Here is an 18,656-nt window from a genome sequence, read left to right as displayed (position 1 = left end):
GCACAGAACTCGGCCTGCCGGCGCTGCCGGCCAAGCCCTACCCGCCGGAGGTCGAGCAGCGACTCGCCGCCGACGCCCGGGAGTTGATCTCCCGCTACCCGCAGTCCCGCTCGGCGCTGCTGCCGCTGCTGCACCTGGTGCAGGCCGAGGACGGCTGCGTCACGCCGACCGGCATCCGGTTCTGCGCCGAGCAGTTGGACCTGACCACCGCCGAGGTCACCGCGGTCGCCACCTTCTACACCATGTACCGGCGGCGCCCGGCCGGCGAGTACCACGTCGGCGTGTGCACCAACACGCTGTGCGCGGTGCTCGGCGGCGACCAGATCTTCGACGAGCTCTCCGAGCACCTCGGGATCGCCAACAACCGCACCACCGAAGACGGTTCGGTCTCGATCGAGCGGATCGAGTGCAACGCGGCCTGCGACTACGCCCCCGTGGTGATGGTCAACTGGGAGTTCTTCGACAACCAGACGCCGGAGAGCGCCAAGCAGCTGGTCGACCAGCTGCGCGCCGGGCAGGAGGTGGCGCCCACCCGCGGCGCCAAGCTCTGCTCGTTCAAGCAGACCTCGCGCATCCTGGCCGGCTTCGCCGACGAGCGCCCCGGCGCGGTCGACGAGTCCGGGGCCGGCGGCGCGCCCTCGCTGGCCGGCCTGCGGCTGGCCCGGGGCGAGGCGCTGCCCGGCACCCCGGGCGCCAAGGTGGTCTCCCCGCGGCACGAAGGGACGGAAGCGTGATGACCTCCGCCGAGCCGGCCGAGAAGCTCCTCTCCCCGGTCCTCTCCGCGTCCTGGGACGACCAGCGCCCCTGGACGCTGGAGACCTACCGCCGCCACGGCGGCTACGACGGCCTGGCCGCCGCCCTCGCGATGCCCCCGGACGACGTGATCGCCCTGGTCAAGGACGCCGGCCTGCGCGGCCGCGGCGGCGCGGGCTTCCCCACCGGCATGAAGTGGCAGTTCATCCCGCAGAACGACGGCAAGCCGCACTACCTGGTGGTCAACGCCGACGAGTCCGAGCCGGGCACCTGCAAGGACATCCCGCTGCTCTTCGCCAACCCGCACGCGCTGATCGAGGGCATGGTCATCGCCTCGTACGCGATCCGCTGCGAGCACGCCTTCGTCTACCTGCGCGGCGAGGTCGTCCCGGTGCTGCGCCGCCTCCAGGCGGCCGTCGCCGAGGCGTACGAGGCCGGCTACCTCGGCAAGGACGTCCAGGGCTCCGGCATCGACCTGGACATCACCGTCCACGCCGGCGCCGGCGCGTACATCTGCGGCGAGGAGACCGCGCTGCTCGACTCGCTGGAGGGCCGCCGCGGCCAGCCCCGGCTGCGCCCGCCGTTCCCGGCGATCGCCGGCCTGTACGCCTGCCCGACGGTGGTGAACAACGTCGAGTCGATCGCCTCGGTGCCGCCGATCCTGGCCCGCGGCAAGGACTGGTTCACGTCGCTGGGCACCGAGAAGTCGCCCGGCTTCACGCTGTACTCGCTCTCCGGGCACGTCACCAACCCCGGCCAGTACGAGGCGCCGCTCGGCATCACGCTGCGCCAGCTGCTGGACGTCTCCGGCGGCGTCCGGGCCGGGCACCGGCTCAAGTTCTGGACCCCGGGCGGCTCCTCGACCCCCATGTTCACCGAGGAGCACCTGGACGTCCCGCTGGACTACGAGGGCGTCGGCGCGGCCGGCTCGATGCTCGGCACCAAGGCGCTCCAGGTCTTCGACGAGACCACCTGCGTGGTGCGGGCCGTCACCCGGTGGACCGAGTTCTACGCCCACGAGTCCTGCGGCAAGTGCACCCCGTGCCGCGAGGGCACCTACTGGCTGGTCCAGCTGCTCAAGCGGATCGAGGCCGGGCAGGGCGCGGCCGGCGACCTGGAGAAGCTGCTGGACATCGCCGACAACATCAACGGCAAGTCGTTCTGCGCGCTGGGCGACGGCGCGGCCAGCCCGATTGTCTCCTCGCTCCAGCACTTCCGCGCCGAGTACCAGCAGCACATCGACGAGCACCGCTGCCCGTTCGACCCGGCGGCCTCCACCGTCTGGGCCGGCCGGGCCCCCGCCCACGAGTCCGCCACCGAGAGGGAGGTGCACGCGTGACGGTCACGGAGCCTTCCACCCAGACCGAGCTGGTCACGCTCACCATCGACGGCACCGAGGTCAGCGTCCCCAAGGGCACGCTGGTGATCCGCGCCGCCGAGCAGATCGGCACCCAGGTCCCGCGCTTCTGCGACCACCCGCTGCTCGACCCCGCCGGGGCGTGCCGCCAGTGCATCGTGGAGGTCGAGGGGCAGCGCAAGCCGGTCGCCTCCTGCACCATCCCGGTCGCCGAGGGCATGGTGGTGCGCACCCAGCTGTCCTCGCCGGTCGCCGAGAAGGCGCAGCGCGGCGTGATGGAACTGCTGCTGATCAACCACCCGCTGGACTGCCCGGTCTGCGACAAGGGCGGCGAGTGCCCGCTGCAGAACCAGGCGATGTCCACCGGCGACCCCGACTCCCGGTTCGAGGGCGTCAAGCGGACGTACGAGAAGCCGGTCCCGCTCTCCACCCAGGTGCTGCTGGACCGCGAGCGCTGCGTGCTGTGCGCCCGCTGCACCCGCTTCTCGCAGCAGATCGCCGGCGACCCGTTCATCGACCTGGTGGAGCGCGGCGCGCTCCAGCAGGTCGGCACCGGCGTCGACCAGCCGCTGGACTCGTACTTCTCCGGCAACACCATCCAGATCTGCCCGGTCGGCGCGCTCACCTCCGCCGCCTACCGGTTCCGCTCCCGCCCGTTCGACCTGGTCTCCTCCCCGTCGGTGTGCGAGCACTGCTCGGCGGGCTGCGGGCAGCGCACCGACCACCGGCGCGGCAAGGTGCTGCGGCGCCTGGCCGGCAACGAGCCGGAGGTCAACGAGGAGTGGAACTGCGACAAGGGCCGGTTCGCGTTCCGCTACGCCCAGCAGCGCGACCGCCTCACCACCCCGCTGGTCCGCCGGGACGGCGAACTCGTCGCCGCGTCCTGGCCGGAGGCGCTGGCCCGGGCCGCCGAGGGGCTGCGCGGGGCGCGCGCCGCGGTGCTCGCGGGCGGCCGGGTGACGGTCGAGGACGCGTACGGCTACGGCAAGTTCGCCCGCGTCGCGCTCGGCACCAACGACGTCGACTTCCGGGCCCGGCCGCACAGCGCCGAGGAGGCCGACTTCCTGGCCGCCGCGGTCGCCGGGACGGGCGTCGACCTGGACGGCCCTTCCGTCGCCTACCGCGACCTGGAGGCCGCACCGGCCGTGCTGCTGGTCGGGCTGGAGGCCGAGGAGGAGGCGCCGATCGTCTTCCTGCGGCTGCGCAAGGCCAACCGGGCGTCCGGGCTGCGGGTGTTCTCGATCGCCTCGCACGCCTCCCGCGGCCTGGCCAAGCTGCACGGCGCGCTGCTGCCCGCCGCCCCCGGCACCGAGGTCGAGTGGCTGGCGGCGCTGGCCGGCGACGAGGTGCTCGCCGACGACGCCGGACGCTGCGCGGACGCGCTGCGCTCCCCGGGCGCCGTCGTGCTGGTCGGCGAGCGGCTCGCGCAGACCGCCGGCGGCCTGACCGCCGCGCTGCGCCTGGCGCACGCCACCGGGGCGGGGCTCGCCTGGGTGCCGCGCCGGGCCGGTGAGCGCGGCGCCGTCGAGGCGGGCGCGCTGCCCGGGCTGCTGCCCGGCGGCCGGGCCGTCGCGGTGCCCGCCGCCCGCGCCGAGGCCGCCGCGCACTGGGGCGTCGCCGAGCTGCCGGCCGGCCCCGGCCGCGACACCGGCGAGATCCTGGCCGCCGCCGCCACGGGCGAGCTGGACGCGCTGGTGGTCGGCGGGGTCGGCCTGGACGACCTGCCGGACCCGGCGCTCGCCGAACAGGCCCTCTCGCAGGTCGAGTTCGTGCTCTCGCTGGAGCTGCGCCCGTCCGCGGTCACCGCGTACGCCGACGTGGTGCTGCCGGTCGCGGCGGTCGCCGAGAAGGCCGGCACCTTCCTGGACTGGGAGGGCCGGGTCCGGATGTTCGAACCGGCGCTCAAGCCGGACCAGTTGATGCGCGGCCACCTGCACGCCGACGTCCGGGTGCTGAACATGCTCGCGGACGCGCTGGACCGGCCGATCGGCCTGCCCGACGTCCGGGCGGCCCGGCTGGAGCTGGACCGCTTCACCCCGTGGCAGGGCGCCCGCCCGGCCGCGCCCGCCGCGCACCCCGCCGCGCTGCCCCGCCCGGCCACCGGGCAGGCCGTGCTGGCCGGGCACCGGATGCTGCTGGACCACGGCTCGCTGCAGGACGGCGACACCCACCTGGCCGGCACCCGGCACCCGGCGGTGGCCCGGCTGTCCGCGGCCACCGCCGCCGAGGTCGGCGCGCGCGGCGCGCTGCGGGTCACCGGACCGGCCGGGTCGCTGACCCTGCCGCTGGAGATCACCGACGCGATGCCGGACCGCACGGTCTGGCTGCCGCTCAACTCGACGCCGGACGGCGGCGCGTACCGCGCGCTCGGCACCACGGTCGGCCACCTGGTCACCATCGCCCCGGCGGAGGAATCATGAGCCCCCTCGCTGCCCCCTTGGCCACTCCCCTGGCCGCCGCCGACACGCTCGGCTTCTTCGGCCGCGACCCGTGGTGGCTGGTGCTGCTGAAGGCGGTGTTCTGCTTCGCGTTCCTGGTGCTGACGGTGCTGATCGCCATCGTCTGGGAGCGCAAGGTCGTCGCCTGGATGCAGCTGCGGATCGGCCCGAACCGGCACGGCCCGTGGGGCCTGCTGCAGTCGCTGGCCGACGGCGTGAAGCTGGCGCTCAAGGAAGATCTGGTGGTCAAGGGCGCCGACAAGGCGGTCTACGTGCTGGCGCCGGTGGTGGCGGCGATCCCCGCGTTCATGGCGTTCGCGGTGATCCCGTTCGGCCCGGCCGACAACCAGGTGTCGATCTTCGGCACCCGGACGCCGCTCCAGCTGACCGACCTGCCGATCGCGCTGCTGTACATCCTGGCCACCGCCTCGGTGGGCATCTACGGCATCGTGCTGGCGGGCTGGTCGTCCGGCTCGACGTACCCGCTGCTCGGCGGCATCCGCTCCTCCGCCCAGATGATCAGCTACGAGATCGCGATGGGCCTGTCGTTCGCGGCGGTGTTCATCTACTCGGGCTCGATGTCCACCTCGGAGATCGTCTCCTCGCAGCAGCCGACCTGGTTCGCGGTGCTGCTGCCGGTGTCGTTCATCGTGTACGTCATCGCGATGGTCGGCGAGACCAACCGGGCGCCGTTCGACCTCCCGGAGGCCGAGGGCGAGCTGGTCGGCGGCTTCAACACCGAGTACTCCTCGCTGAAGTTCGCGATGTTCATGCTGGCCGAGTACGTCAACATGGTCACCGTCTCGGCGGTCGCCTCCACCCTGTTCCTGGGCGGCTGGCGCGCCCCGTGGCCGATCTCGACCTTCTGGGCGGGCGCCAACCACGGCTGGTGGCCGATGCTCTGGATCGTGCTGAAGATCCAGCTGCTGCTGTTCTTCTTCATCTGGCTGCGCGGCACCCTGCCCCGGCTGCGCTACGACCAGTTCATGAAGCTCGGCTGGAAGGTGCTCATCCCGGTCTCGCTGGTCTGGCTGGTGATGGTCGCCACCGTGCGGGCGCTGCGCAACGAGGGCTACGACTTCGCCAAGGTGGTGCTGTACGTGGGCGCGCCGCTGGCGGTGGTCCTGCTGGCCGCGCTGGTGGTCGACCTGCTGCGCAAGAAGCCCGCCGAACCGCCCGCCGCCGAGCCGGTGTTCGACCCGATGGCCGGGGGCTACCCCGTACCGCCGCTGCCCGGGCAGGAACTGCCGCCCGTCCCGCGCCGCCGCCGCCGGGCCCCGCAACTCCAGGACGCCCTCAACGGGGCCGACCATTCCGAAGGGAGCTGATCCGAGAATGTCTGACGAGTCCTCCGAGACCTCAGAGAAGTCGGTCCTCGGGCCGGCCGCCGGCTTCGGCGTGACCTTCAAGGCCATGTTCAAGAAGCGGCTCACCGAGCAGTACCCGGAGTACAAGAAGCCCACCGCTCCGCGCTTCCACGGCCGCCACCAGCTGAACCGGCACCCGGACGGCCTGGAGAAGTGCGTCGGCTGCGAGCTGTGCGCCTGGGCCTGCCCGGCCGACGCCATCTACGTCGAGGGCGCCGACAACCGGGACGAGGAGCGCTACTCGCCCGGCGAGCGCTACGGCGCGGTCTACCAGATCAACTACGCCCGCTGCATCCTGTGCGGGCTGTGCATCGAGGCGTGTCCGACCCGGGCGCTGACCATGACCAACGAGTACGAGCTCGCGGACTCCTCCCGGCAGGACCTGATCTTCACCAAGGAGCAGCTGCTGGTCGGGCTGACCGAGGGCATGGTCGACGCCCCGCACGCGATCTTCCCGGGCGCCGACGAGGGCGCGTACTACCGGGGCGAGGTCACCGGCGCGGCGCCCGGCACCGTCCGGCAGGAGCGGCACGAGCGCGAGAAGGAGGAGCGGTCATGACCTCCACCGGCGAGGCCGTGCAGTTCTGGGTGCTGGCCGTGGTCGCGGTCGGCGGGGCGCTCGGCATGCTGCTGCTGCGGAAGGCCGTGCACTCGGCGCTCTGCCTGGCGGCCACCATGCTCGCGCTGGCGGTCTGCTACATGGCGCAGGGCGCGGTCTTCCTCGGCGTGGTGCAGATCGTGGTCTACACCGGCGCGATCATGATGCTGTTCCTGTTCGTGGTGATGCTGGTCGGCGTCTCCTCGGCGGACTCGCTCAAGGAGCAGCTGAAGGGCCAGCGGATCGCCGCGGTGCTCTGCGGCCTGGGCTTCGGCGTGCTGCTGATCGCCGGGCTGGCCAACGCCCACCTGCGCGACTTCACCGGCCTGTCCGGGGCGAACGCCGAGGGCAACGTGCAGGGCCTGGCCCGGCTGATCTTCACCAAGTACGTCTGGGCGTTCGAGGTGACCGGCGCGCTGCTGATCACCGCGGCGGTCGGCGCGATGGTGCTGACCCACCGCGAGAAGGTCCGCGCCCCGCTGACCCAGCGCCAGCTGGCCGCCCGGCGGGTCAGCGACAACATCCAGGTGCCGCCGCTGCCCGCCCCCGGCGTGTACGCCCGGCACAACGCGGTGGACGTCCCGGCGCTGCTGCCGGACGGCACCGTCGCCGAGGACTCGGTGATGGGCACCCTGCGCGAGCGCGGCCAGGTCCGCGACGTCAGCCAGGAGATGCTCCGGCGGATGGCCGAGCTGGAGGAGACCACGGCCGACTGGCTGGGCCGCCCGTCCTCCGCCCGCCCCCGGGTGTCCGGGCCGCGCCAGGCGCTGGAGACCGTGCCGACCCCGACGCCGGCCCCGACCAAGGAGGAGGCGGAGTGAACCCGGCCAACTACCTGTACCTCGCCGCGCTGCTGTTCACCATCGGCGCCTCCGGGGTGCTGCTGCGGCGCAACGCGATCGTGCTGTTCATGTGCGTGGAGCTGATGCTGAACGCCTCGAACCTGGCGCTGGTCACCTTCTCCCGGATGCACGGCAACCTGGACGGCCAGATCATCGCGTTCTTCACCATGGTGGTCGCGGCGGCCGAGGTCGTGGTCGGCCTCGCCATCATCGTCTCGATCTTCCGGACCAGGCACTCCGCTTCGGTCGACGACAGCAACCTGATGAAGCTGTAGGCGGAGGGCCCTTCACAGTGAACTCTCTCATTCCGCTGCTGATCGCGGCGCCGCTGGCCGGTGCTGCCCTGCTGCTGCTCGGCGGACGGGCCCTGGACCGGTCCGGGCACTGGATCGCGACCCTGCTGGCCGCGCTCTCCTTCGCCTTCGGACTGGCCCTGTTCGCGGACATGCTCGGCCGGGACGCCGAGCACCGCGCCGTCACCGAGCGGCTGTTCAGCTGGATCCCGGTCGGCGGCTTCCAGGCCGACGTCTCCTTCCAGCTCGACCAACTCTCGGTCACCTTCGTCCTGCTGATCACCGGCGTCGGCACCCTGATCCACCTGTACTCGGTGGGCTACATGGCGCACGACGAGCGCCGCCGCCGCTTCTTCGCCTACCTGAACCTCTTCCTGGCCGCCATGCTGGTGCTGGTGCTGGCCGACAACTACCTGCTGCTGTACGTCGGTTGGGAGGGCGTCGGACTGGCGTCCTACCTGCTGATCGGGTTCTGGCAGCACAAGCCGAGCGCCGCGACGGCCGCCAAGAAGGCGTTCATCGTCAACCGGGTCGGCGACATGGGCCTGTCCATCGCGATCATGCTGATGTTCGTCGAGTTCGGCTCGTTCGCCTTCCGGCCGGTGTTCGCCACCGCGGGCGACGCGAGCGAGGGCAAACTCACCGCGATCGCGCTGATGCTGCTGCTGGCGGCCTGCGGCAAGTCCGCCCAGGTGCCGCTGCAGTCCTGGCTGGGCGACGCGATGGAGGGCCCGACCCCGGTCTCCGCGCTGATCCACGCGGCCACCATGGTCACCGCCGGCGTCTACCTGATCGTCCGCTCCGGGGCCATCTTCGACCTGGCGCCGGACGCCCGGACCGCCGTGGTGGTGGTCGGCACGGTGACGCTGCTGTTCGGTGCGATCGTCGGTTGCGCCAAGGACGACATCAAGAAGGCCCTCGCCGGGTCGACCATGTCGCAGATCGGCTACATGGTCATGGCGGCCGGCCTGGGCCCGATCGGCTACGCCTTCGCCATCATGCACCTGGTCACCCACGGCTTCTTCAAGGCCGGGATGTTCCTCGGCGCCGGGTCGGTCATGCACGGCATGAACGACGAGGTGAACATGCGGCACTACGGCGGCCTGCGCAAGCACATGCCGGTCACCTTCGTCACCTTCGGCCTCGGCTACCTGGCGATCATCGGCTTCCCGGGCCTGTCCGGCTTCTTCTCCAAGGACAAGATCATCGAGGCGGCGTTCGCCAGGGGCGGCACCGAGGGCTGGATCCTCGGCCTGTGCGCCCTGCTCGGCGCCGCGGTCACCGCGTTCTACATGACCCGGGTGATGGTGCTGACCTTCTTCGGCGAGCAGCGCTGGCAGCCGGACCCCGAGACCGGCGAACCGCCGCACCCGCACGAGTCCCCGAGGACCATGACCGTCCCGATGGTCGTGCTGGCCTTCGGCTCGGTCTTCGCCGGCGGCCTGTTCGCCTTCGGCAGCTCCTTCCTGCACTGGCTGGAGCCGGTCACCGGCCACGCCGAGGGCGACTCGCCGCTGTCCCCGCTCGCGGTCAGCCTGATCGCCACCGTCTGCATGCTGGCCGGCGCGGGCCTGGCCTGGCAGATGTACGGCCGCGGCCCCGTCCCGGTCACGGCCCCGATCGGCTCCCCGCTCACCCGGGCCGCCCGCCGCGACCTGCTCCAGGACGACTTCAACCACGCCGTCCTGGTCCGCCCCGGCTCGGCACTGGCCGCCACCCTGGTCTGGTTCGACAGCCGGGGCCTGGACGGCCTCGTCAACGGCCTGGCCGCCGCGATCGGCGGACTCTCCGGCCGGCTGCGCCGCATCCAGACCGGCTACGTCCGCACGTACGCGCTCTCCATGTTCGGCGGCACGCTGGTGCTGGTCGCCTCCACTCTCCTGATGAGGTCGGTCTGATGAGCTACCTCCTCTCCGCCACCTGTGCCGTCCCGGCCGCCGGAGCGGTGCTCACCGCCGCCCTCCCGGCCGGGACCAGCGAGGCCCGGCGGCGCACCACCAAGACCGTCGCGCTGGCGGTCTCCGCCGTCACCCTCGGCCTGGCCGCCGCGATCGCCGCCTGCTACGAACCCGGCGGCGCCCGCTACCAGTTGACCGAATCCCACTCCTGGATCCGCTCCTTCGGGATCAGCTTCTCGCTGGGCGCGGACGGCATCGGCACCGCGCTGGCGCTGCTCACCGCCGTCCTGGTGCCGCTGGTGATGCTGGCCGGCTGGCACGACGCCGACCCCGCCGTCCCCGAGGGCTCGTTCGAGTCCAAGCGGCGCACCCAGGCGTTCTTCGCGCTGATCCTGGCCGTCGAGGCGATGGTGCTGGTGTCCTTCCTGGCCACCGACGTCTTCGTGTTCTACGTGTTCTTCGAAGCCATGCTGATCCCGATGTACTTCCTGATCGGCGGCTTCGGCGACCGGGCCGGCGGCCCCGACTCGGACCGCCAGCGCTCCTACGCCGCCGTCAAGTTCCTGCTGTACAACCTGCTCGGCGGCCTGGTCATGCTGGCCGCCGTGATCGGCCTGTACGTGGCGGCCGGGAACCAGGGCCAGGCGACGTTCAGCCTGACCGCGCTGACCGACGCGATCTCCTCCGGCAAGCTGGTCATCGACCCGAACGCGCAGCGGGCGCTGTTCCTCGGCTTCTTCTTCGCCTTCGCGGTGAAGGCCCCGATGTGGCCGCTGCACACCTGGCTGCCGAACGCGATGGGCGAGTCCACCGCCGGGACGGCCGTGCTGATCACCGCGGTGGTCGACAAGGTCGGCACCTTCGCGATGCTGCGCTTCTGCCTGGGCCTCTTCCCGGACGCGTCGAAGACCTTCGCCCCGGTGATCATGGTGCTGGCGCTGATCGGCATCGTCTACGGCGCGCTGGTCGCGATCGGCCAGAAGGACATCAAGCGGCTGGTCGCCTACGCGTCCATCTCGCACTTCGGGTTCATCATCCTGGGCGTCTTCGCGATGACCAGCCAGGGCCAGTCCGGCGCGACGCTCTACATGGTCAACCACGGCATCTCCACCGCCGCGTGGATGCTGGTGGCCGGCTTCCTGATCTCCCGCCGCGGCTCCCGCCTGATCGCCGACTACGGCGGCGTGCAGAAGGTCGCCCCGGTGCTGGCCGGCACCTTCCTGATCGGCGGCCTGGCCACCCTGTCGCTGCCCGGCATGGCTCCGTTCGTCAGCGAGTTCCTCGTCCTGGTCGGCACCTTCAGCCGCTACCCGGCGCTCGGCGTCGTCGCCACCTTCGGCATCGTGCTGGCCGCGCTGTACGCCCTGCTGCTGTACCAGCGCACCATGACCGGCCCGGTGAAGGCCGGCGTCGAGGGCGTCAAGGACCTCAAGGTCCGCGAACTCGCCGTCGTCGCGCCGCTGGTGGCGCTGACCCTGCTGCTGGGGGTCTACCCGAAGCCGCTCACCGACCTGGTCGGCCCGTCCGTGAACGACACCCTCAGCCAGGTCCACCGCACCGACCCCGCGCCGGCCCACCCGGTCGCCGCCACCAACGGAGGTGAGCAGGAGTGAACCCCGTCCACGCGCTGGCCGCCGCCGGCGGCAACAGCCCGAGCATCCCCGCCCCGCACATCGAGTACGGCCAGCTCTCCCCGATGCTGGTGGTCTTCGGCGCCGCGGTGCTGGGCGTCCTGGTCGAGGCGTTCCTGCCCCGACGGCTGCGCGCCACCGCCCAGCTGGGCGTCTCGCTGCTCGGCCTCGGCGGTGCCTTCGCCGCCGTGGTGGTGCTCGCCGCGCAGGGCCACGCCACGACCAAGGCCGGGCTGCTGGCGATGGGCGCGGTCGCCATCGACGGCCCCGCGCTGTTCCTCCAGGGCGTGATCCTGCTGACCGCGGTGCTGACCGTGCTCACCTACGCCGAGGGCCGGCTGGAGCCGCGGATCAACGGCCACCGGGTCGACGCGTTCGCCGCCCAGGCCGCGGCCGTCCCCGGCGGCGAGCAGGAGCGCGACGCCACCCGCGAGGGCCTGCGCACCACCGAGATCTACCCGCTCACCCTGTTCGCGGTCGGCGGCATGCTGCTCTTCCCGGCCGCCAACGACCTGCTGACCATGTTCGTGGCGCTGGAGGTGCTCTCCCTCCCGCTGTACCTGATGTGCGCGCTCGCCCGCCGCCGCCGGCTGATCTCCCAGGAGGCGGCCGTCAAGTACTTCCTGCTCGGCGCGTTCGCCTCGGCGTTCTTCCTGTTCGGCACCGCCCTGCTGTACGGCTACGCGGGCTCGGTCCAGCTCGGCGAGATCGCCGACGCGGTCTCCGGCGTCGCCCCGGTCACCCCGGCGCTGGCCGTCACCACCCAGAACGACGCGCTGCTGCTGATCGGCCTGGCCATGCTGGCCGTCGGCCTGCTGTTCAAGGTCGGCGCGGTGCCCTTCCACTCCTGGACGCCGGACGTCTACCAGGGCGCCCCGACGCCCGTCACCGGGTTCATGGCGGCCGCCACCAAGACCGCCGCGTTCGGCGCCCTGCTGCGGCTGTTCTACGTCGCCTTCCCCGGCCTGCGCTGGGACTGGCGGCCGGTCATGTGGGGCGTGGCGATCCTCACCATGGTGGTCGGCGCGGTCCTCGCCGTCACCCAGCAGGACGTCAAGCGGCTGCTCGCCTACTCCTCGGTCGCGCACGCCGGGTTCATCCTCACCGGCCTGATCGCCACCGACCGGCGCGGCGTCTCGGCGGTCCTCTTCTACCTGCTGGCGTACTCCTTCGTGACGCTCGGCGCGTTCGCCGTGACCACCCTGGTGCGCGACTCCAAGGGCGAGGCCACCCACCTGTCCAGCTGGGCCGGGCTGGGCCGCCGCTCGCCGCTGCTGGCCGCGGTGTTCGCGCTGTTCCTGCTGGCCTTCGCGGGCATCCCGCTGACCTCCGGCTTCACCGGCAAGTTCGCGGTCTTCCAGGCCGCGGCCGAGGGCGGGGCCACCCCGCTGGTCATCGTCGGCGTGCTCTCCTCCGCGGTCGCCGCGTTCTTCTACATCCGGGTCATCGTGTTGATGTTCTTCTCCGACCCGCAGCCCTCCGGCCCCGCCGTCGCCGTGCCCAGCCCGCTCACCGCCACCGCCATCGGCGTCGGCGTCCTGGTCACCCTCGGTCTCGGCCTGCTCCCGCAGTACTTCCTCGACCTGGCCTCTAAGGCCTCGCTGTTCGTCCGCTGACCCGCCCCCGCGGCCCCGGCCCCGGCCCCCACCGGAGCGGGGGCCGGACGGCTGTTCGGGGGGTGAACGGCACGCCGGTGAAGCGTTCCGCCACTCGTCGCCACCCGTAGGCTCGGCTCCTACACTGGGTGCAGGAGGTGGCCATGACTGCCGAACCGATCGACTGGACGTCCCCGCCCTCGGGAGGCTGGACCTACGACCAGGTCAAGGACCTCGATCTGCCCTTCGAGTTCGAGTTGGTGGATGGGGCGATCGTGGTTCGCGGCATGACCAATCTGTGGCACGACACCGTGCGCGACGAGCTGTACTTCGCACTCCGCAGCGCCCGGCGGGACCCGCACCAGGCTGCCGCCGAGCGTTGCGTGCTGGTCGACCCCTACAACGTGCCCAAGCCCGACGTGATCGTCTTCGACCGCACCGGGCTCGACTTCTTCACCACGGAGTGCGTCCCGGCCACCGCCGTGGCCCTCGCCGTCGAGGTGGTCTCGCACGGCTCGCGCAGCGACGACCGGTTCCGCAAGCCCGGCATGTACGCCGAGGCGGGCGTGCCGTTCTTCTGGCGGGTCGAGCGCGGCGAGGACGGCCTCCCCGTGGTCTACGAGTTCCACCTGGACGCGGAGACCGGCGTGTACGCCCCGGCACCCGGCACGGCCGTCCACCACGGCACGCTGCGCACCCTCCTGCCGTACCCCGTCGAGGTGGACCTGACCCGGATCGTCCCGCGCTGACCGACGCCCTCCCTGCCGCCCCCCGCCACCGGAGGAGTCGGGCCCATGCCCGTGCAGTGATCCACTCCGGACCGGATACGCTGCTTCGTATGTGCATCGGCGGCGCTGAGGGACCGGCCCGCTGGATCGACCAGGGACAGGAGTGGTCAGCGTGACCGTCGTGGGGCCCTTCGGGCTGAGCGTGCAGGACCGCGATCTGACCCGGGACGTCCAGGCCGGGATGGAGGCCGTGGAGGCCGCCCTGGCCGAGGCCGTCAAGAGCGACGTGCCCTTCATCACGGTGACCGCCAGCCACCTCATCGAGGCCGGCGGCAAGCGCTTCCGCCCGCTGCTGGTGATGCTGGCCGCCCAGTTCGGCGACCCGGCGGCGCCCGGCGTGGTGCCCTCCGCGGTGGTCGTCGAACTGACCCACCTCGCCACGCTGTACCACGACGACGTGATGGACGAGGCGCCGGTGCGCCGCGGCGCCCCCAGCGCCAACAGCCGCTGGGACAACTCGGTGGCCATCCTCACCGGCGACTTCCTGTTCTCCCGCGCCTCCCAGGTGCTCTCCGACCTCGGCACCGAGGCCGTCCGCATCCAGTCCGACGCCTTCGAACGGCTGGTCACCGGCCAGATCCTGGAGACCGCCGGGCCGCGCCCCGAGGACGACCCGCTGCGCCACTACCTGGACGTGCTGTCCGGCAAGACCGGCTCGCTGATCGCCGTGGCCTGCCGCTTCGGCGCCCTGATGGCCGGCGCCGAACGCTGGATCGTCGACCTGCTCACCCAGTACGGCGAGCGGATCGGCACCGCCTTCCAACTCGCCGACGACGTCCTCGACATCGCCAGCGACGGCCACGAGTCCGGCAAGACCCCCGGCACCGACCTGCGCGAGGGCGTCCCCACCCTGCCCGTGCTGCTGCTGCGCCAGATGCCCGTCGACCCGGACGACCCCGAGGACGTCCGGCTGCGCGAACTGCTCGACACCGACCTGGCCGCCGACGACGCCGCGCACGCCGAGGCGCTGCGCCTGCTGCGCCGCCACCCGGCGCTGGAGCGGGCCCGCCGCGAGACGCTGCGCTACGCCGAGGACGCCCGGGCGCTGCTCGACACCCTCCCCGACTGCTCGGCCAAGGCCGCCCTCCAGGAGCTGTGCGACACCGTCGCGATCCGCACCATGTAGCGGCCGCGGCCCGGCGCCCGCCCGGTTCTCGATAGGGTCGGTGCCATGTTGCGCGTGGTGATCGCCGAGGACTCCGTACTGCTCCGCGAGGGGCTGACCCGACTGCTGACGGACCGCGGGATGGAGGTCGTGGCGGGGGTCGGCGACGGCGACGCCCTGGTGCGGACGGTCGACGCGCTGCACGCCGGGGGCGCCCTGCCCGACGTCGTGGTGGCGGACGTCCGGATGCCGCCGACGCACACCGACGAGGGCGTCCGGGCCTGCGTGGAGCTGCGCGGACGGCACCCCGCCCTGGGCGTGCTGGTGCTCTCCCAGCACGTCGAGGAGCAGTACGCGAGCGAGCTGCTGGCCGGCTCCACCCGGGGCGTGGGCTACCTGCTCAAGGACCGGGTCGCCGAGGTCCGCGAGTTCGCCGACGCGGTCGCCCGGGTCGCCGCGGGCGGCACCGCGCTGGACCCGGAGGTGGTGCAGCAGCTGCTCAGCCGCAGCCGCCAGGTCGACACCCTGGCGGCCCTGACCCCCCGCGAGCGCGAGGTGCTGGGCCTGATGGCCGAGGGCCGCACCAACGCGGCCATCGCCCGGCAGCTCGTGGTCTCCGACGGCGCGGTCGAGAAGCACGTGTCGAACATCTTCCAGAAACTGGGTTTGGGCCAGAGCCAGCAGGACCACCGGCGGGTTCTCGCCGTCCTCGCCTACCTGGAGTCCTGACCGCCCGCTGACCGCCCGAACGGACTGCGCGAGTTCCCCTCCCGCCGCGCCCCGCCCGCTTAGGATGCCCAGTGGTGCACCAGGCGGACGGGGCACACGGCTCACGCCCGCTGCTGGCTCCCCGACGAGGAGGTCCGCGGCAGTGACCAGTCAGGTCGATCAGTCGGAAGCAGTGGACGGTCCGGACGGCGGCGGCCCCGGTGGGGCGGCGCGGGCGGCGTCCGGGCGGACGGCGAAGCCGATCAGGCGGTTGGATCGGGTGGTCATCCGGTTCGCGGGTGACTCGGGTGACGGGATGCAGCTGACCGGGGACCGGTTCACCTCGGAGACGGCGGCGTTCGGGAACGACCTGTCGACGCTGCCGAACTTCCCGGCCGAGATCCGGGCGCCCGCCGGGACGCTGCCGGGGGTCTCCAGCTTCCAGCTGCACTTCGCGGACCACGACATCCTGACGCCGGGGGACGCGCCGGACGTGCTGGTGGCGATGAACCCGGCGGCGCTGAAGGCCAACGTGCCGGACCTGTCGCCCGGAGCGGAGATCATCGTCGACACCGACGAGTTCACCAAGCGGGCGCTGGCCAAGGTCGGCTACCCGGCGGACCCGCTGGGCGACGGCTCGCTGGCGGCGTTCCGGCTGCACCCGGTGCCGCTGACCACGCTGACCCTGGAGGCGCTCAAGGACAGCGGCCTGGCCCGCAAGGACGCCGAGCGGGCGAAGAACATGTTCGCGCTGGGCCTGCTGTCCTGGATGTACCACCGGCCCACGCACGGCACGGAGCTGTTCCTGCGGCAGAAGTTCGCGAAGAAGCCGGAGATCGCCGAGGCCAACGTGGCGGCGTTCCGGGCGGGGTGGAACTTCGGCGAGACCACCGAGGACTTCGCGGTCTCCTACGAGGTGCCGCCGGCCGAGCTGGCCCCGGGCACCTACCGCAACATCTCCGGGAACCTGGCGCTGTCCTACGGCCTGGTCGCGGCGGGGGAGTGCGCCGGGCTGCCGGTGTTCCTCGGCTCGTACCCGATCACCCCGGCCTCGGACATCCTGCACGAGCTGTCGAAGCACAAGGACTTCGGGGTGCGCACCTTCCAGGCCGAGGACGAGATCGCCGGGATCGGCGCCGCGCTGGGCGCGGCGTTCGGCGGCGCGCTGGGGGTGACCACCACCTCCGGGCCCGGGGTGGCGCTCAAGAGCGAGACGATCGGGCTGGCGGTGTCGCTGGAGCTGCCGCTGCTGGTGGTCGACATCCAGCGCGGCGGGCCGTCCACCGGCCTGCCGACCAAGACCGAGCAGGCCGACCTGCTGCAGGCGATGTTCGGCCGCAACGGCGAGGCGCCGGTGCCGATCGTGGCGCCCGCCACCCCCGCCGAGTGCTTCGGCGCGGCCCTGGACGCGGCCCGGATCGCGCTCACCTACCGCACCCCGGTGTTCCTGCTCTCGGACGGCTACCTGGCCAACGGCTCCGAGCCGTGGAAGCTCCCCGCCCTCAGCGAACTCCCGGACCTGCGGGTCGAGTTCGCCACCGAGCCGAACGGCCCGGACGGCGCCTTCCGCCCCTACCAGCGCGACCCGCACACGCTGGCCCGCCCCTGGGCGGTGCCCGGCACGCCCGGCCTGGAGCACCGGATCGGCGGCATCGAGAAGCAGGACGGCACCGGCGACATCTCCTACGACCCGGCCAACCACGACTTCATGGTCCGCACCCGGCAGGCCAAGGTCGACAACATCGCGGTCCCCGACGTCCAGGTCGACGACCCGGCGGGCCGGGCCCGGGTCCTGGTGCTCGGCTGGGGCTCCACCTACGGCCCGATCACCGCCGCGGTGCGCCGGGTGCGGGCCGACGGCGGCCACGTCGCCCAGGCCCACCTGCGCCACCTCAACCCCTTCCCGGCCAACCTCGGCGCGGTGCTGCGCGGCTACGAGCGGGTGATCGTCCCCGAGATGAACCTCGGTCAGCTCGCCCTGCTGCTGCGGGCCCGCTACCTCGTCGACGCCCAGTCCTACAACCAGGTCCGCGGCCTGCCGTTCAAGGCCGCCCAACTCGCCGACGTGCTGCACGCCGCCCTCGGCAGCCTCGACGCGCAGGAGAACCGATGACCGACTTCCCCGCCCTGCGCCTGGTCCCCAAGGCGGACGGGGCGCAGACCGCGAAGGACTTCAAGACCGACCAGGAGGTGCGCTGGTGCCCCGGCTGCGGCGACTACGCGATCCTCGCCGCCGTGCAGTCCTTCATGCCCGAGCTGGGCATCCGGCGCGAGAACACCGTCTTCGTCTCCGGCATCGGCTGCTCCTCGCGCTTCCCGTACTACATGAACACCTACGGGATGCACTCCATCCACGGCCGCGCCCCGGCGATCGCCACCGGCCTGGCCGCCTCCCGCCCCGACCTGTCGGTGTGGGTGGTCACCGGTGACGGCGACGCGCTCTCCATCGGCGGCAACCACCTGATCCACGCGCTGCGCCGCAACGTCAACCTGAAGATCCTGCTGTTCAACAACCGGATCTACGGCCTGACCAAGGGCCAGTACTCGCCCACCAGCGAGGTCGGCAAGATCACCAAGTCGACGCCGATGGGCTCGCTCGACGCCCCCTTCAACCCGCTCTCGCTGGCCGTCGGCGCCGAGGCCACCTTCGTGGCCCGCACCATCGACTCCGACCGCCGGCACCTGCAGTCCGTGCTGCGGGCCGCCGCGCAGCACGAGGGCACCGCGCTGGTGGAGATCTACCAGAACTGCAACATCTTCAACGACGGCGCCTTCGAGCTCCTCAAGGAGCCGGGCACCCGCGACGAGGCGCTGATCCGCCTCGAACACGGGCAGCCGGTCCTGGTCGGCGCCGAGCGCCACGTGGTGCGCGACCCGGACGGCGAACTGCGCATCGCCCCGCGCGGCGAGGGCACCGCGATCGTCCACGACGCCCACGCGGCCGGGCCGGCCACCGCCTTCGCCCTCACCCGCCTCGCCGACGCCGACACCCTGCACCACACCCCGATCGGCGTCCTGCGCGACGTCGCCCGCCCGGTCTACGACACGCTGATGACCGAACAGCTCGCCCGCGCCGAGGCCCGGCGCGGCCGGGGCGACCTCGCCGCCCTGCTCGCGGGCCCCCACACCTGGACGGTGGGCGGGTAGCGGACCTTCCCGCCGGGGCCCGGGGGAGCGCCGCTCCCCCGGACCCCGGCACTGTCAGCACCGTCCCCACCATTCGGGGATGACATCCGCGTTCGCGGGCCGCTACCTTTCGGGTGACACGGACGGCGCGCGGGTG

At 72.5% G+C, this 18,656-nt stretch carries 15 protein-coding genes; all 15 read left to right on the top strand.

What is annotated here, in order from left to right:
* Positions 1 to 14 precede the first annotated feature (14 nt).
* Entirely contained in the window at positions 15 to 734 is a 720-nt protein-coding gene (gene nuoE, locus K353_RS18520; protein WP_111554848.1) for an NADH-quinone oxidoreductase subunit NuoE, read from the top strand.
* Positions 734 to 2,092: an NADH-quinone oxidoreductase subunit NuoF gene (gene nuoF / locus K353_RS18515; RefSeq protein ID WP_111554731.1), complete on the top strand. Its 1,359-nt coding sequence runs from the start codon at positions 734 to 736 to the stop codon at positions 2,090 to 2,092. The genes nuoE and nuoF overlap by 1 nt, the downstream gene beginning before the upstream one ends.
* Complete coding sequence (locus K353_RS18510; RefSeq protein ID WP_111554730.1) at positions 2,089 to 4,530, top strand: NADH-quinone oxidoreductase subunit G; 2,442 nt, start codon at positions 2,089 to 2,091, stop codon at positions 4,528 to 4,530. The genes nuoF and K353_RS18510 overlap by 4 nt, the downstream gene beginning before the upstream one ends.
* Positions 4,527 to 5,876, top strand: a complete 1,350-nt coding sequence (nuoH, locus tag K353_RS18505; RefSeq protein WP_111554729.1) for an NADH-quinone oxidoreductase subunit NuoH — start codon at positions 4,527 to 4,529, stop codon at positions 5,874 to 5,876. The genes K353_RS18510 and nuoH overlap by 4 nt, the downstream gene beginning before the upstream one ends.
* A 7-nt stretch (positions 5,877 to 5,883) precedes the next feature.
* Positions 5,884 to 6,474 carry an NADH-quinone oxidoreductase subunit NuoI gene (nuoI, locus tag K353_RS18500; protein WP_111554728.1) on the top strand — a complete coding sequence of 197 codons (591 nt, stop codon included), beginning with the start codon at positions 5,884 to 5,886 and terminating at the stop codon, positions 6,472 to 6,474.
* Positions 6,471 to 7,334 carry an NADH-quinone oxidoreductase subunit J gene (locus tag K353_RS18495; RefSeq protein ID WP_111554727.1) on the top strand — a complete coding sequence of 288 codons (864 nt, stop codon included), beginning with the start codon at positions 6,471 to 6,473 and terminating at the stop codon, positions 7,332 to 7,334. Before nuoI ends, K353_RS18495 begins: the two co-directional genes overlap by 4 nt.
* The gene (gene nuoK, locus K353_RS18490) at positions 7,331 to 7,630 is read left to right on the top strand and encodes an NADH-quinone oxidoreductase subunit NuoK (RefSeq protein WP_100836724.1); all 300 of its coding nucleotides are present in this window, start codon (positions 7,331 to 7,333) and stop codon (positions 7,628 to 7,630) included. The genes K353_RS18495 and nuoK overlap by 4 nt, the downstream gene beginning before the upstream one ends.
* 17 nt (positions 7,631 to 7,647) lie before the next feature.
* Positions 7,648 to 9,546, top strand: coding sequence for an NADH-quinone oxidoreductase subunit L (gene nuoL, locus K353_RS18485; protein ID WP_111554726.1), 1,899 nt, complete (start codon positions 7,648 to 7,650; stop codon positions 9,544 to 9,546).
* Positions 9,546 to 11,159: an NADH-quinone oxidoreductase subunit M gene (locus K353_RS18480; protein ID WP_111554725.1), complete on the top strand. Its 1,614-nt coding sequence runs from the start codon at positions 9,546 to 9,548 to the stop codon at positions 11,157 to 11,159. Before nuoL ends, K353_RS18480 begins: the two co-directional genes overlap by 1 nt.
* Entirely contained in the window at positions 11,156 to 12,793 is a 1,638-nt protein-coding gene (gene nuoN / locus K353_RS18475) for an NADH-quinone oxidoreductase subunit NuoN (RefSeq protein WP_111554724.1), read from the top strand. The genes K353_RS18480 and nuoN overlap by 4 nt, the downstream gene beginning before the upstream one ends.
* Before the next feature lie 143 nt (positions 12,794 to 12,936).
* Positions 12,937 to 13,521, top strand: a complete 585-nt coding sequence (locus K353_RS18470; RefSeq protein WP_111554723.1) for a Uma2 family endonuclease — start codon at positions 12,937 to 12,939, stop codon at positions 13,519 to 13,521.
* A gap of 151 nt (positions 13,522 to 13,672) precedes the next feature.
* Positions 13,673 to 14,686 (top strand): polyprenyl synthetase family protein, encoded by a 1,014-nt coding sequence (locus tag K353_RS18465; protein WP_111554722.1) that lies wholly within the window; start codon positions 13,673 to 13,675, stop codon positions 14,684 to 14,686.
* A gap of 45 nt (positions 14,687 to 14,731) precedes the next feature.
* Complete coding sequence (locus tag K353_RS18460) at positions 14,732 to 15,394, top strand: response regulator transcription factor (RefSeq protein ID WP_111554721.1); 663 nt, start codon at positions 14,732 to 14,734, stop codon at positions 15,392 to 15,394.
* Positions 15,395 to 15,536: 142 nt separating this feature from the next.
* Entirely contained in the window at positions 15,537 to 17,486 is a 1,950-nt protein-coding gene (locus tag K353_RS18455) for a 2-oxoacid:acceptor oxidoreductase subunit alpha (RefSeq protein ID WP_111554720.1), read from the top strand.
* A complete protein-coding gene (locus K353_RS18450; RefSeq protein ID WP_111554719.1) occupies positions 17,483 to 18,520 on the top strand; it encodes a 2-oxoacid:ferredoxin oxidoreductase subunit beta in 1,038 nt (345 codons plus the stop codon). Before K353_RS18455 ends, K353_RS18450 begins: the two co-directional genes overlap by 4 nt.
* Positions 18,521 to 18,656: the final 136 nt, after the last annotated feature.

The sequence above is a fragment of the Kitasatospora sp. SolWspMP-SS2h genome, from assembly GCF_003259315.1.
GTDB lineage: Bacteria > Actinomycetota > Actinomycetes > Streptomycetales > Streptomycetaceae > Kitasatospora > Kitasatospora fiedleri.
Note: the sequence above shows the minus strand (reverse complement) of the source record. Positions and strands in the feature narration are given on the sequence as shown.

Bases quoted from the DNA above. Each gene is read 5' to 3' on its own strand.
- nuoH (WP_111554729.1), top strand. From the start codon at position 4,527: ATGAGCCCCCTCGCTGCCCCCTTGGCCACTCCCCTGGCCGCCGCCGAC.
- K353_RS18450 (WP_111554719.1), top strand. From the start codon at position 17,483: ATGACCGACTTCCCCGCCCTGCGCCTGGTCCCCAAGGCGGACGGGGCG.
- nuoI (WP_111554728.1), top strand. From the start codon at position 5,884: ATGTCTGACGAGTCCTCCGAGACCTCAGAGAAGTCGGTCCTCGGGCCG.
- K353_RS18470 (WP_111554723.1), top strand. From the start codon at position 12,937: ATGACTGCCGAACCGATCGACTGGACGTCCCCGCCCTCGGGAGGCTGG.
- nuoF (WP_111554731.1), top strand. From the start codon at position 734: ATGACCTCCGCCGAGCCGGCCGAGAAGCTCCTCTCCCCGGTCCTCTCC.
- K353_RS18495 (WP_111554727.1), top strand. From the start codon at position 6,471: ATGACCTCCACCGGCGAGGCCGTGCAGTTCTGGGTGCTGGCCGTGGTC.
- K353_RS18460 (WP_111554721.1), top strand. From the start codon at position 14,732: ATGTTGCGCGTGGTGATCGCCGAGGACTCCGTACTGCTCCGCGAGGGG.
- K353_RS18480 (WP_111554725.1), top strand. From the start codon at position 9,546: ATGAGCTACCTCCTCTCCGCCACCTGTGCCGTCCCGGCCGCCGGAGCG.